Source organism: Marivirga arenosa, from assembly GCF_030503875.2.
GTDB lineage: Bacteria > Bacteroidota > Bacteroidia > Cytophagales > Cyclobacteriaceae > Marivirga > Marivirga arenosa.
On sequence record NZ_CP129968.2, the window covers coordinates 2,721,347 to 2,737,872 of the forward strand.

Consider the following 16,526-nt stretch of genomic DNA (forward strand, 5'->3'; position numbering starts at 1 on the left):
ATAATCAGTGAAATAATTGACACGATTAAGGAGAGAAAAATATTATTTTCGATAAATAAATTTAATATAACTACAAATAACATTACTTAGCCTTTATTTGTTGTGACAACCAAATGCAAAATAATATCACTTTTAATAAATATTATCATCTGACTATAATTCTTTTATAAGAACTTTCACCTCCCACATTTATTCTCACGATATAAACACCAGAATTGAGTATGTCTTTCATAGGTATCAAATACTCAATTTTGTCTTTAAAACTCTCATTGAATATGATCCTATTTCCTTTCAAATCTATAATATTTACAGATAAATCGTGTTTTTGAGATAGTTCAATATCAATATTAAAATTATTGACTATTGGATTAGGATATACATTAAATTTTTTGATTAGCTTCTCTGAAATCCCGAAATTTCTTTGATTGGAATTTTCTTCCTGACTCTTGGATGAAATATTGATTATTTGTGAATAGTAATCTAAACATTCTGCTTGTTTTACTTCTAAACCTAGTTCAAAAGAGCCTTCCTGATTAAATATTAAAGATACATAATCATTATTTTCTTCTAATACAGTGACACCTTCCGGAATTTCCCAACTTACTTCATCAGGAATTGGCCAGCTTATATCAATAACTACAATGGTATCCCCAATAATTGCCTCTGAGGCCATTGTCATATCAGCACTTAATAAATCATCAGATACAATTAATTCAAAATTCTCAGTAGCAATACAGCCATTTTCGTTTTCAACAGTTAATTGATAAGTACCTTCTGTTGATAACTCTACTATTCGCTGATCACTTTCAAAACCATTTTCGGAACTCCAAAAATACTTGACAGCTCCTGGAATATTGTAATCGGTAATAAAGGAGGACCCAGTACAAATCTCTAATTCTGTATCAACTTGTATCTGAAAAGGTTCTGGATCAACTATGGTAATAGGCTCTTCAAATGTACACCCTTCAGAATCAATCACCGTAACTGAATAATTACCAGCTGAAACCTCGGTCAATTTAGCTCCAATTTTTCCATTATTCCATTTATAGGTATAGCCTTTATTACCACCAATTGCTTTAACTTCAATACTTCCATTCGAACTGCCAACACAGGATGGATTAATTACTTCTATAATTTCCAAATCTAGCGGCTCTTTTTCTCCTATAAAAATACTTTTAGTTAAAGAACAACCATTTTCATCAGAAACTGTAATATTGTAGGTACCGCTAGCAATATTGGAAATCGATTTTGTAGAACTTCCATTTGACCACGAAATATCATAATCTCCAGTTCCTCCTGTTATATCTACCTCAATAGAACCATCCGCTCCGTTGTAACAAGTAGGAAGGATGCTTTCGACAATAGAAATAACTATAGGTTCTGGTGAAGGGACATCAATCTGTTTAACAACAACACAACCATTTACATCTGTTATTTTAGCAGCATTTATACCTGAAACTAATTCTGTTGCCGATTTACCGATTTCCCCATTAGCCCAACTAACATCAAACGGTCCATCACCTGAAATTGATATAGAAGCCCTCCCATCAGCTGAGTCAAAACAACTTGTTGGATATATGTAGTCAACGCTCACTTGAGGCCCATCAGTACTCGTGATATAAACAATACTTTCATCCACACAATTATTGGCGTCATTTACTATAACCCTATAAATATCTGCTAAAACGTTATTAAGTTCTAAGCCTTGTTCAACAACTTCGCCCGCATTATTTACCCATTGTACGTTATACGGTTCAATTCCTCCTTCAATAGAAGCTTTAGCAAAACCCACTGCATCGCCACAACGAGCGTTTCCGGCATTAACTATTGAAACATTCAATCTACTTGGTTGTGAAATATTCAATTCAATTTGATCAGCGCAATTATTTGCATCCCTTACATAGAAAGTATAATCACCTGCCATTAAATTATTAAAAACATTTTCGCTCTGAAAGTTAATCCCATCCATTGAAAATTGTTTATCGCTAACTCCTCCTGAAGTATATAAAATTACTTGACCTGAAGCATCACCAAAACACTCAACATCAGTAATTTGAGGTTCAAGAAAATTTAATTGATCCGGTTCAGTAAGCGAATAATTTTCAGTTATAGAACAACCATTGAAATCCGTAATTTCTACACTGTAGTCACCGGCAGTTAAATCAGTGATATTTGGTGTAGTTTCTCCGGTAGACCATAAGTAAGAATAAGGAGTGGTGCCACCAGTGGCTTCCACTTGAATGGCACCATCATTAAATCCAAAGCAACTTATATTAAAACCATCATAATCGCTTATCAAAGCATCAGCTCGAAGTGGAGAAGGTTCAGTAAGCGTATAACTTTTTATAATTGAACAGGCTCTGCCATCCGTCACTTCAACTGTATAAGTGCCCGCTTCAAGACCTTCTAGACGATTGCTTGTATTGTCTGGAAAACCGCTCCAGGAATACGTATAATCAGCTCCAGTGCCTCCTGCAACATTTACTTCAATACTACCATCTTCAGCACCAGAACAAGAAATTTCGTACCCATTATAGCTTGAAAAAACCGGAGTAAGCTCCAGAGGATCATTAATGGCTACAAATACATTTATGGTCTTCGTACATTGATTATCATCCCGAACCGTTACAGGGTAAGTACCAGTTTCGAGAAAATCATATGTATTATCACTCTTGAAGAATGCCCCGTCAATTGAATACTGGTACGGAGCAGTTCCATAAGTTACATTCTCTATTGTAATAGAACCATCCAGGTTAGATGGACAGCTCTGATTAATTGTGCTTACACCAAAAGTTATCTCCTCTGGATCTTCCAATGTGACCGCATATGATTTTTTACACCCGTTCTGGTCTTTTATCCAGACGGTATAGCTTCCAGCTGATCTTCCTGTAAATGTGTTTGTAGTAAGATAGTCTACATCATTAAGGGAGTACATATAGGTGCCAGTGCCACCTGTCGCATTACTAACTGTTATAGCACCGCTATTGTCAAAGGCACAAATCGGATTAGTTTTTGTAATACTTGCTGTAATTTGATCAGGTTCAACTAATGTCACTGTTTCAGAATAGGTAGCCACACAACCCTTATCATCCTTTACATAGACATTATAAGTTCCTGCACTTAAACCAGTAAGATTACCTGTATAGGTGATACCATTTATGCTGTATCTGTAAGGAGGGGTACCCCCTATTGCCTCTACTGCAATTTGACCATTGCTACCACCCTTACATGAAATATCAAAACCATTTAAATCATCTCTAGAGGCATAAGCGTTTGTTATTTCCAGGGCTGCATCGGGTTGGGAAATAGTAAATGTTTCTTGTCCAACGCAGTTAATTCCTTCATTAACATCGACAGTGTAAGAACCTGCAGCTAAACCGCTGATGTTGCTTGTGACAGCACTACCATTCAATTTATATGTATACGATCCACTCCCACCTGTTACATTGATAGTAGCTGCTCCGTCACTTCCACCAAAACATGATACATTCGATATATTAGAAAAACTGACTGTAAGATCTACAGTTTCATCTTCAATATTAAAATCCAGAATTCGCGTACAAATAGGATTGTTTTTGTACTGTAATTTTAAAACATATGAACCCGGATCTATATTTAGCCTTAGTGGTAAATCTGATCTTTTAAATGTTGGCATTGACCCTGGGAAATCCTGAATTCTAAATTCAGTTTGTAGATCACCCGCACCTCCAATAGAATTGATTCTAATTCCAGATTCTGAATTGCATGACTTGTTTATAATATCATAATCTGGAAGTGGTGGTCGGATATTTATGAATGAGGTAGCACTTTCGCCAGAAAAAGCAGATTCTACTGCACCACTGGAACAATTTCGATAAACAGTTTTAACCCGAAACACTATATCTTCTGAATCATCGGTATTTATATTTAAATTGGGCACAGTCCAGTTCAAAGTTTTACTTGACGTCCTTCTTCTACCTCCCCAACTACCTTCTCCAATTTTTCTTTCCCAAATATAATCTACGTTATTCTTGCTATCTCCATCTGCATTAAGATCAGGATCCACTGTGGCTTCCAAAGAAATTACATCACTAGGACAAAAACTACTGACAGGATTATCAATTGTAATACCTGTAGGAGCTGCTGGTGCTGTTGTTGGTATTTTTGATGTAACCGTGAGAGAAGCATAATCACCATTTTTTATACAAATATCGCTTTTACCGGTAAATGTTACAGAAACTGTACCAGTTGCACCACTTCCCCATCTAACCAATACTGTGCCTCCATTATCATTCCCTACAATTGTCCCACCTGTTACATTCCACTTCCGGCTACTATATGTACACCCTTCTTCACCTATTAAAGGATTAAAAGTGTAACTATAAGATATTTCGGAACTCGGACACTTCTCTGCTGCCCCATTTATTGTAAATCTTCTATCTTGACCAAAGCTACTACTTGCAAAGCCTAATAAGAATACAAGGGTTACGATAAAATTAATATATTTATATTTCATAAAACACTTATTTAGCGTACTTTTTCATGCTTGAGTACTTTCCAGATTTATCCTTAATTTGTAAGTAATATAAAAACTCATTAGACTTTGAAAGATCTAAGAATTCAAACTCATCAAATTCCTGCGTTGCATATAGCACCACATTGTCTTCTATTAATTTATAAATCAAAACTTTCTCGCCAATGAAATCATCAGAAAGCTGCCATTTTATAATAAACCCTTTTTCATCTGCAAGCACTGTAAAGAATTCATCTGGAAAAGAAAAAAATTTATCTTGCGTTTTTAATTTTATAATATTCGATGACTCAGAACTTAATCCCATGGAATCTTGAGCGACAACCATATAATAGTAATTCTTATTATTTTGAATATTCTCATCCTGAAACGATTCACTCATTCTATTTTTAGTTCCTATATCAGTCCATTCTAAAGCTTCTTCTCTTTTTCTGTAAATTATATACTTATTGATATCTGAACTATAACTTTTTTCCCAATATATCTTTATACCATCATTTGTAAACTCATAATTTTTTAAAACAGGTGGGACAGGTGGTATAAAATCAGGTTTTTTTACTTTCAAAATATCACTAAACTCAGAGGGGTTGTACCTGTTATCAATGGCTTTTAATTTATAATATATATTTTTACTTAAATTTTTTATTTCAATGCGATCTGTAAAAGTAGTTCCTAAAACGGGTGATTTGGTTATTTCAGAAAATTCACTGTTTTCAAAGTTGGATCTATAAATACGATATCCAAGTAAATCCTCCTCTTTATTTTCTCCCCAACTCAGATACACTTCACCCTCAGAAGAAACAACATACTTTAATTCCGAAGGGCTATCAGGAGGAATACTATCTATCTTCTGTACAAGAATTGGAAATGACTGTTGTTCAATATCATTTACACCTTTTGTAGTTATTCTGAAGTAGGAGGTATTGAAATTGTCTTTAACAGTATATTCCCTAACAGACTTTTCAATCAAATCATTATTTTCTCTTTTAAAGGGGCCACTTTGTTTATCACTCCGTTCAATATAAAACCCCTTGATATTTTGCTCCTGATTTATCGGAAAAGTCCATTTTAGCCTTGTTGTATTTTCTGAAATTTCATATTCACTTAAAACTGCACGTTCGACCATGGACATTTGTCCTTTTCCTGATACTATTTCGGAAGGTTCGCCAAAATCGCCAAACTGATCGACTCCTACAATACGATAATAGACCTTCTCATTATTCGCTCTAAGACTATCACTCTTCCGGTAGATAAAGCCCTGCTTATCTGGAGACAAAAAAGGCTTATCATTCACTTTGAAAAAGTTGATGGAATCATAAGATTTTTCAACAAAATATCCGGTATAAAAATCTTTATATTTATAGATGTCCCAGGATAACATCACATTACCATCTCCAAAATCTGCTTCAGGTTTTTGTAATGGAGGTAACTGACTCATTTTCCTTGCATCCACATAAATGAAACCGTATTGATAATCAGTAGTATCCATGTTGTTAGCTATTATGCGGTAGAGGTAGGTTTCATTATCTTTAATACTCAAATCTGAAAAGCCTAGACCAGCATATTTAGCTACCTTGAATGACATATCGGCAGAAAATAAAGCAAAGGAAAAACGGGTCTGTTGCTCCTTGGAGGTGTTCACTATGCTAGCAATGTCATTACTAGATTCATTTGAAAATTGAAAGGTACTTCCATAAAGTGCCTGAGCTGCAATTGCAGCATAATCGTTCGCATCTACAAAACTCTCCCATTTTTCAAGCGGAAAAGCCTTCACCAGTGAAGATAGTGTTGTTTTAGGCTTTTCATCGAGCAAAACTGAATCTCTTATAATTGTATATCGCTCAATAGCATACCCCGTCCTATTCAGTTTCTGCCAGAAAATGTGATTGGAAGGAGCCCATCTTAGTGAAACTGAATCCTCATAAACCTTGGCTTTCACTAAAATACTATCTCTAGAAAACGCTTGTCCGTTTATATAATGAACAAGGGCAAAGTAAATTACGGCAAGTATGTAAATTCTTGTCAACTTCATAAGTTAATAATTATAATCAATCACTTTGTTTCCACTGTTATTAACCGACTTTTCACCCGGTAGTACATAGAGAAATTCAACACTGTAATCATCGTATTTCAACCATGGAAAAGGGCGACTAAATAAGTAATTGATTCTTGAAGTATTCTGCTCTACGGAAGCATCGGCAGCTTGATTTATTAAATTCATATAGTCTGCATTCATCTCAAATGGGAGATCATATATGATTTTTAAGGAATTAATAGTCTGACTAGCACTCCTACTTGTTAAATCATCCGGGCTCTGGATAATATTTATGGCTTTTAAAGGTATAGTCCCTAAGACATTTGTATTCCTGTGGGTAAATTTCATTTTTCCCTGGATAGGATAATCATCATAAACTAAAGGATAGACCTCATTCTGATACCAGTTGTTATCCGTTCTGGCTTTCACTACCACCAGATTTTCCGTTCCACTACCTATCTCATGACTTCCAAATGCCTCATCCAAATCCGGATCAGTTTTAAGTTCATCAATACCATTCAACACACTTGAAGAGTATCCCTTATTTAAACTCATTTTATTTACCTTTTCTCCAAAGGTAGAATACTTACTACTTCTGAAATTCATTCCAAACACCTGCTTTTCCTGCAATTGGTCTATAGTACCTTCTGCTGTTTTAGTTCTGATTTCAGTATCAAGCTTGTTATTTCCTACCGTTAGTTTATCACTACGTTCACTGACGTTTCGATCTATGGCTTCAGCCTTTTTTGCAGGAAGATTTACCAATTCAAACTGATAAATTTTGTTCTTGCTCAAATTTGCAGGTATATCGAAAGTAACTTCCCTGCTGGAGTTGGAATACGAATAATTTAGGTAGACGCCTTCTCCACCTGAAGGCGTAAATCTAGCTCTTTGCGTCCATTCGCTGCTTACTTGAAACAGCTCAGGTTGACCTTTATCCAATTTGATATATCCTTTATTATATTCGTCCTTATAGAAATTAAGCTGATTTACAATAGGATAGGAGTATTCCACATTTTCTTGAGGTATATAATCAGGAGCTATTCCTGTGGTGAATTTGATGGATTTCTCTTCGATATATTTCTTATTATCGACTATTACGGGACTCCATGCACCAGCTTTTTTCTCTTCAAAACTTACCTTTACTCTAAATGTTAATTCTTTTTCGGAAGGAAAAATATCATATGAATCAAAGGCCACCACATCATTCGTAGTATTCCAGTTCAGATCGCCAGCAATTTCAGTAGTACCGTTTAGTACTTTGAGCTCATCTAATTTTATACGGAAAGTCTTCTTTTGTTCATCTTCATCAACCATTTCAAATATTTCGTCCACCGCCATATTGAATACGGCTTGGGGATTATTGAATACATTAACATCCTTTTCCCCATCTCGAGGGGTAAGTTCAGCAATAACTTGAACTCCTTCCAAAGGATTTCCACCTTCCATATCACATTCTTCACCAATTGTGACCTCGAACTGACAATCACCTTTTACAAGCCCACCTAAAGCACTAAAGCTCCCTCCTACTATCCCTCGCATCCAAAATGGATTTGGCAATTTAGCCTGCAATACCGCTGCTGCACCTAAATTCAATATATCCACCTTTTTATTTTTACCAAATAGCTTCACCTTAATTCCTATTTTACCGTCAAAATAAGCATAGGCCTGACCATTGGCATACCATCCATTTACACCTAAAGGATCGGAACTACCTGCACACGTCACATTTCCATAATCTTTTAACATAATATCAAAACCAGCCCCAGCTGAGAGACTTGCATAAAACATCAAGAACGTCAAGTCTCCAGTATCTATAGAAAAAGCAGAGCCAAACGCAAAACCCCCACCATTCTCTAATGCATTCATATCACGCATATAATCCAATTCTACCCCCTTTAAATTATTCTTGACATTATCAGGGGGTGGCGGGCTACCTTTTATGTCCGTACCCACCATTAAATAACTAGTGGCTTCTGCCCTAATTGGTCCAACTCCCATACTTAAGCCAATCCTGTCATCTGGCGTTCCGGCATATACATACCAATCGTCAGGTGCAAAATGCAATACTGCCCAACCAGCTCTACCTCCAGCCCCGCTTCCTTTGATTATACCACCCGCTACATTGACATAGGTTTCAAAATTGCCGTGTAATTCTTTGTTATTAAAATCATAACTAATAAATACGCTGGCAGAAATTTGCCCCTTTTCTCCAGCAGCTGCCCCTATTTGTCCATAAATCTGAGTCACACTTTGATCTGCCTCCGCATTCTTTGCTAAAAGTGCACCTCCAGGAATATTTCCTGCTACTTTTTCTGCTTTAGCTACTACAGAAGCCAGCTTCTGCGTTTTCTCTTTAATCTTGGCTAAAGTCCCTTCTGCTGGCGGAGTCGCTAAATATCCATTGCCTTTAAATGAAACATAACGCATACCGCCTCCCTTGTTAAAGGCTACTTCAAAGGTAAGGTCTCCATTAAAGGCTTCCGGTTTAGGATGTGAGCCTAATTCAACCGTGGCTTTAAGTCCTAAACCTGCTGATTCTTTCGGTACATAAACTACACCTGAAGCAGTTTCTCCAAGTGAACTTCCTACGCCCTTAGTGTCCATTGCCATTCGGTAATAAGCACCACCTCCAAAGCCGTAAATACCCACTCCAGTAAAAATAGGAAGCCCTTCGGAAAACGACCCCAAGGCATCGGCATACCAATAGCGATACCCCTCTACATTACCAAAGATTGCAGTGGCCTGAAGTTTAATACCTGGCTTAAATTCGGCTTGCACTTGTCCATTAAAACCTTCACCGTACATTGGGTCATTTTTAAAGAAAGTAAGCTGTCCATTAAATTTGTAGGCACCGCCATCTATATCAATAGCGATATCACGAACCTGAATTTCTTTATATTTCCATTTTTTTATTTTTTCTCCTTCTGGTAATTCTCCAACAATAGTTAATCCAGCATCCGCTCCAAAAGAGCCTCCATCAGAACCCGTTAAACCTAACAATAAATCAAATTCTAAGCCTACCTCTGTATCCGAAATGGTTTTCATCCCAATATTGTTAATGCTTACCGGGAAATTAGCCATGGCTTGTTGCGCTGCTTCTGAACCAAAGGAGAAATTCCCAGCTTGAATGAAAGGCTTAACAGTTTGCACTTGTAAGTTCTCAAAGGTAATATCGGCTAATTCTACCCCTTTTTTGTTTTCATTATTACCCAATTGAGCCTGAATATTCATTTTACCATGTAAGTTGGCTTTTGGCCTGAATTTCCCATCCACCACTTTTATTTCCACGTAAGAGTTAGGATAAAGCTCTAATTTGCTGGTTTTAAACATCGGAAACTCCAAACTGTCTGGGGCTTGTACGTTGAAAACATAGTCGCTGCCTGACTGGATTAAGGCAGAATAATCAAATGGCCTTTCTTCACCTGAAATGGGAATGATAATACCTCCTGAAAAACTACCACTTCGGATACTGTTCGCCATAATATCTATTTGAAGGCTGTCTATAGAATAAGCCCAGCCATTCATGTCTCCATTATCTTTATTGATGAGCTCAGTTGCCGTTAACAAACCGCTGAATCCCATGTCATCAATTAATACATTTTGAGCAAAGAATTGCGTACGCTCGCTGGCTCCCGACTTATTGAATTCAGGTGGGAGTGCTACCATTAATTCTCGCATATAAAAGCCTCTCCAAAGATTGGGTAGACCAGCCATAATTGCAGGCGACTGGTAATCATCCGGGAATTGAACATTAGCCGCATTTCTATAATCTGAATAATCGAAAACTACTTTTTGGGCACTAAAGCCTACACCTTTTAAAGATGCTAACTGAAAAGGAGGCATATCCATTTCTATTACCAAATCATTCCAGTTTTGAAGCGTGGTTTCAAAGCTAGTAATCACATTTCCTGAAATGGTGTCCCCGGCTTGATTCTCAGGTACAATAAGACTACGAGCAAATTTGATATCGGCATTTAACTGCATGGCTAAAAAGCCACTACAATCAAAATCAACTTTTGTGCCTTCTTTTAGAATAATTTGAGATTTATCCCCTTGTAAATTGATGGCATAATCGCCCAGAAGTTGCAGACTGGCATCTCCAACAATAGCACCTGCTTTTGTAAATTTCACCCCTTTTGCCATGAAAGTAAGGGTTTTACCGTTTTGTGGCATTTCAAAACTCATAAAGATTTCCAGTTCCGCATAGCGAGGCTTGAGCTTAATGCTTGAAATTGCAATGTCATAATCTAAGCCTCCTATTTCTTTGTGAATACCCACAGGTAGAGATTGCAATGCTTCCCCATCCAAGTAGCCCACAAATTTATTTAAATCACGAACCTCTTGAATAACCGATTGCGCTTTAGCTATGTAATACTGAACAGAGTCTATAGGATCAGAAGAAGGGATTAATCCTTCGGGATGCAGTGAGACATTAGAGGATTGGCCACGATAGGTACCGGGTTGGTCATTGGGAGATTGATAATTAGCTAATCGGCTATTGGGAATCGGGAAATGGTTATTGGTATTTAGGTTTTTTGGAGTGCGTGGATTAACAGTCGATGCTATATTACCTGAGTCTAGCGGAGGAGTTTCTGCGTTTTTAGTTAATAAATCATGACCATTTATAACTAAAGCAGTGTCCTCAGAAGGGAAAATTACTAAATCAGTTGCTTTATTGCTGCTTAGGCCTAGAATATCGGTGCTTGTACTGCCAGAAAAAGCCAGCAGCTGTCCTAAAGCGCTTAGTGTAATAAAGAATATCAGTAAAGTTTTTTTCATATTTCAGTACCTAATTAAATATTTTGTTTTGGTTGCGGTAAATTGGTTAGTCTTTTGTCTTTTGTTTTTTACTTCTTATCGGACTTAATCCTTTTTTACCGTACTCAAACTCACAGCCATTCAAGCATTTTTTAATATCCGATTTCGAAGGATAAAAATCATATTTTATAATTGTAGAACGACAGGTCGGAGAAAACAAAACTAACACTTTATCCCCTTCCTTTTTTTTCTTAAAATCGTCACCCTCTACTTCCATAAATCTCTCAACTGAATTACCCAGATAATTATATATGACCGTAAAGTGCCCCCTGCCCTTTTTAGAAGAATGTTTAGATAGAATTTTCGAAGAAATCACAACTCCACCCTTTTCTTTTAAATCATTAATTTCAGTTTTATTTTCCATCTTTAAAACTATAGCGAAATAGACAAGTGTTAATAAAAGGAACAGCTGGACTTTACGGTCTTTATTTAATTTCACACATACTGAAAAAAGGAATCTATGTAAAAAAAACACTGTAAAAATTATTACTAGCCATGACTCTAAACCATTAAGCGGTAATGACCTTTCACAAACAAAGAGTGATGCAAGTTTTATTTTAGCATAAATTGATCCACTTAATAATAAAAGCCAGAAACTACTTATTAACCATCTATTCTTCATCATCAGTAACTATCTCTAAAATGTAACCAGTACTCATAGCTCCAAATGCACCTTGATCAACCGATATTATTGTATTGGTTGTTTTATCCACTATCATTTCTATGGCTAAATCACTTGCCTCGAAAGCTTTCAATATGCTAATCGTAGTTCCTCCACCATCTAAATAATAATAAGTACTTCCTGCCACTTCATTTTCGAAAAAATCCTGTGTATTCATGGGTTTTCCGTTGATGGTGACTGTGCCCTCAAATAAACCTTCCGTTTTAATCTTATTCATAGCTGTAATGTACTGCTGATAATTAGAAGAAGTCTTGTGTAAATAGACTAACATTCTATTTACATCCTTAGTCCCTTCAAATAATTCTTTCAAGCCAGCAGTACCGTTGTTCGCTACAATAGCGTTCAAACGCTCAAAATTTCGCCAAGACAATCGACCTAAATCAAAATTAGCTTCTCTTAAAACATCATAAGCTTTAGATCCATTTTCCGTAGGAAGAAGTTCAACCATTTTTTCTTTCCAGTAATTGCCTCTCTTAGCTACTACCCCATCAAAGTCGAAAATAAAAGCGATAACATCAAATTCTACTTCTTTAGGTAAATTGTATTTTCGTAACACTCTTAATAACTTATTGGAACCGCTTCTTTGAATTTGAGTAGCCAGTTCATTAGAAACTCCACTTCCAAATTGCCACTCTAAATACGCAGGAATAACGCATTCAGCACCTAATTTAACTAATTCTCCATCAGGGTATGTATCTTTTTGAATCATTTCATAGAAGTCATTTAAGTTCATTCCTTGAATACATGCTGCTACTACCTGTGGCGTCTTTTCATATTTCACTACATTTCTAATTCCAGCGATTAGTACATCTGTCGAATAGTCCAAAGGGTCAATAGGTTCACCTTCTCCAAAATATTCATGTATTAACCGATAACTAAAAGCTTCGAATAAAGCCCCTTCCATAAATTTTCTTCCAGTCTCTTGCTCCAATATGTATGAAGACATCTCCACCAACTGAGGCAGTAAAACTGTTGTACCTGCAATTCCGATAAATGTAAAAGAAAAGCCAGCTATCACTTGATCGAATTCATTCATCCATTCCGTTCGATAACCTAAACCTTCACTTACCGGTCTTAACGTCTTTAATATACAAGGGTCATTCTCAATCGCTTTACTTAAAACATCGCTATTGCTTAACTCTGATTTCTGAAATTCAGCCAGCAAATCTTCACAGGTCAATTCTTCATTTGTTTCAATTATTCCAGCAGAGTAATACAATTCACTAATATCAATCTCATCTTTACACTCAATTATCTTACCTTCACCTATATCAGAAAAGAAAGTAGTCTTATTCCTATTATTGAGAGCATACTCTTTTGTTGTCCGGTAATATTTATTTTGATCGCAACCTCCCCAGTTCTCAAATAAATATACTTCATCAGTTGGTTTTGAATCAGGAAAATAAACGATGCTAGTAGGTTCAGCACCATTGTCCGAAAAATATCCTTTAAATATTTCTCCTTCAAAAGTTGCTTTATACTGTACTCCATTTTCCGTAAAACCAGGAATGGTTCCTTGTGGTACCTGTTCAATTGTAGAACCATAAATCGTTTTAGATTCTTTCACCTTGAAAACCTTCCAATCAGGAGTGAACCATTTAGCTGTGGCTAATGAACCCTCATTAATATCCTCGACAAAGCCAAGCACAACTGGCGGGTTGTGAATTAAATCCCATTGGTATTTGCGCAATTTGGTACCCGTGCCGTAATCCATCAGGTTATCCGTGCTACTTTGGGCTATGGTTGGGTATTCCTCCCAAGGGTGCTGCAATCTGAAGGCGCCATGGCCTAATTCGTGGGCAATGGTGCGCAGCTTATCACCGCTTTCCCCCATATAGATAAAGCCATATTGGTACTTCCTTGGCATATAGCCACTTTTGCCGGTTTGGGATTTATCTACTAGGAATAAGTAAAATTCATTATCTTCTATGCTTACGCCTTCTTGATTTTTATAGGCTTTGATAATGGCTTTCATGCCTTCACTGTAGGTTGAAAGCATTTGCTGCTCGTCATCCTGCAAAGTGCCATTATAGCCATCCGCAGTAATAGCATCTTCCATTTCAACCTCCCAAGTAGCTCCTGCTTGGGCGTAAACTTGGTTAAGGTAAGTATTTAATTGGCCATCGGAGAAATTAGCGGTGGTATTCCCTACCGGTACTATATGCACTTTTCTCTTTATTTCTTCATAGCCAATGGCGTTGAGTTTGCCAATGGTTTCTCCATTCTGATCAATCGCATTAACCACTAGCGGCTGTTCCTTTTGAATAGCCGGTAGAGTCACCGTCCATTCCTCTCCATTTAATTGCGCATCCAAATCCAGTCCATCTACACCCGATTTAAATCTGACCTTCTCTTTCTCCACCTTTTCGGTAGGTAAAAATTTCGCCTTTACACTTCCTTCTTCACCCGCTTTGGTAGCCACCCAAGGAACCGCTACCGTTTCATCAGCTAAAATCATGATATTATAATGCAAGCGATGGGCTTTATGAGCTTGCGCATCAAATCCCATTTTATCCCCATTGAATTCAGTCAAATTCTCATGAAATTCTACAGCTCTGATATCAAGAGTATCTGAATTGTTATAGATGTTCTGTAATTTATTCGCTCTGTTTTTTAGAGCTGTAGCTTTTGCCACTTTGGTAGCTGCATTACTAATATTTTGCGTTGTTGCCCCTCCATTAGCCATAGTGGCCGCAGCATCTTTTAAGGCTTCTTCTGCAGCATCTTCATAGTCCTCTACGGTATAATCCTCCATCTCTTCTTCTTCATCATCTGTAAAAGGACCGTTATCTAAAATATCATCCGCTAAATCTCTTACTTCATCAGAAATTTCATCTGCTAAATCTAAACCATCGCTTACCTCATCCAATACATCCTCCACACTGGCCAATGATTCATCCAACTCATCCAGTAAATCAATAAAACTATCCGGCAATACGTCTAGCCCTACACTCTTCACTTCCATACTACCAGCCGTCATTCTATAGTCTGTATTAACTGTAATATTGGTGAATTCTACCGAAACGGGAAGGTTATCTAAATAAGGAACCATAACAGTTCCTTTACCTGTGAAGGTACCGGCTGAACCCGTGGCTTCAGAGATTTTCACATCAAAATCTCCTGCATACAAAATATCATTTGCGTTTAGCGCTGGAAGAGGCTGATTATTACCAAAGTCGATATCATCAGGAGGCAAGCCGCATACATAAGTTATCTCGGGTGCAGGATCAGTGGTAACGGTGGCTACAGGACTATAAGTGGAAGTAAAAGGACCACAACCACCTGTTAATTGATATTCGTATTCTGTTTCAGCAGTTAAACCATTAATTTCGATTTCTTCAAAGTAGCTGTCTACTTCAATCCATCTCGCATTTGGATTATTAGCCTTTCTATAGCGTAAGCTAAAAGCAGAATGGTTAGGGTTTGAATCGAAGGTAACCCTAAAGCCTGCACTATTTTTAGCCTGAGCCCAAATATTCCGCGGAATATTGCATTCATCGCCATATTGGAAAGTATGTACTTGGCTTCTACCTTGATTTTTAAATAGATCTAGTTCTTCGGCCCCTGTAACACTTTTGGCTCTTACCTGAAACGCATAGCGTCTGCCAAGCTCAAGTGGAGTTTCTGCAGGTCCGTAGATTAGGGTTGTGCTCTGGGTTGTAGTTTGGTAAATAGGAGGCGAAGTCAATATGGCGTCATTGGGGTTTCTATTTGCAGGCCATAGCTCTACTAAAGTAAACTCATACTCAGTGCTGAAAGCTGAATTAGGAGATCCTGTATGGCGTGGAGTCCACTGGAAGGTAACATATTGTGGATCTTGTGGTCTTATTTTCTCATTCTGTCTTGGTAGGTTAATTAATGGTGGATCATTAAGAATGAGCCAAGCCATAGCACAACCAGTATTGGACAGTTTAGCTCCTCTATTGTATTCTAAAACTTCAAAACAGATTCGGTAAAGTCCTTCTGGTAATTGTCCGCTTCTTTCAAATTGAAGACGGGTAAGGCCATTAAAATTAAGGTTCTGTGGTTGAAAATAAGGTGCTAAGTCACTTGCGACTAGTCTTTCAGGCACACCCCCTTGCAAATTTAATGGAGCAGGCAGATATTCAGGTTTGGTTTCAATCAATATCCCTTGACCTTCAATTTTTAATCGTAACCTAACTTGTAATTCCGATCTGTTTATATCATTTAAAAAAACATTTAGCGCTATGCGATTAGAGCCGGGCGCTACATAATCAGCCAGGTAAGTCGAATAAGGTGGCGTTACATTAGTGGAAACCGTAACTGGGAAGGTTTGTGCTAATAAGGATCCTGTTACCAATAACAGTAATTGCAGACAGAGATATATGTAAACTTTCTTAAGCATTCGGTATTTGATTGGTCATTATTAAAGCATAATAAGGCATTAATATTCGATTGCCCTTTATATCAAAACTGTATTGACTATTGATTTTCGGGGATTTTAATATGTAAATTCT

At 37.1% G+C, this 16,526-nt stretch carries 5 protein-coding genes; all 5 read right to left on the reverse strand.

The window, feature by feature from the left end:
• Positions 1 to 145: 145 nt before the first annotated feature.
• Genes QYS47_RS11735 through QYS47_RS11755 form a run of 5 tightly spaced genes read right to left on the reverse strand, consistent with a single transcriptional unit; the run spans position 146 to position 16,414 of the window.
• On the reverse strand, positions 146 to 4,495 hold the full coding sequence (locus QYS47_RS11735) for a T9SS type A sorting domain-containing protein (protein ID WP_322346321.1): 4,350 nt from the start codon (positions 4,493 to 4,495) through the stop codon (positions 146 to 148).
• 7 nt (positions 4,496 to 4,502) lie between these two features.
• A complete protein-coding gene (locus QYS47_RS11740) occupies positions 4,503 to 6,542 on the reverse strand; it encodes a fibronectin type III domain-containing protein (protein WP_322346322.1) in 2,040 nt (679 codons plus the stop codon).
• A 3-nt stretch (positions 6,543 to 6,545) separates the two neighbouring features.
• Positions 6,546 to 11,327 (reverse strand): hypothetical protein, encoded by a 4,782-nt coding sequence (locus QYS47_RS11745; protein WP_322346324.1) that lies wholly within the window; start codon positions 11,325 to 11,327, stop codon positions 6,546 to 6,548.
• Positions 11,328 to 11,373: 46 nt separating this feature from the next.
• Positions 11,374 to 11,991, reverse strand: coding sequence for a hypothetical protein (locus QYS47_RS11750; RefSeq protein ID WP_322346326.1), 618 nt, complete (start codon positions 11,989 to 11,991; stop codon positions 11,374 to 11,376).
• The gene (locus QYS47_RS11755; RefSeq protein WP_322346328.1) at positions 11,978 to 16,414 is read right to left on the reverse strand and encodes a fibronectin type III domain-containing protein; all 4,437 of its coding nucleotides are present in this window, start codon (positions 16,412 to 16,414) and stop codon (positions 11,978 to 11,980) included. The genes QYS47_RS11750 and QYS47_RS11755 overlap by 14 nt, the downstream gene beginning before the upstream one ends.
• Positions 16,415 to 16,526 lie beyond the last annotated feature (112 nt).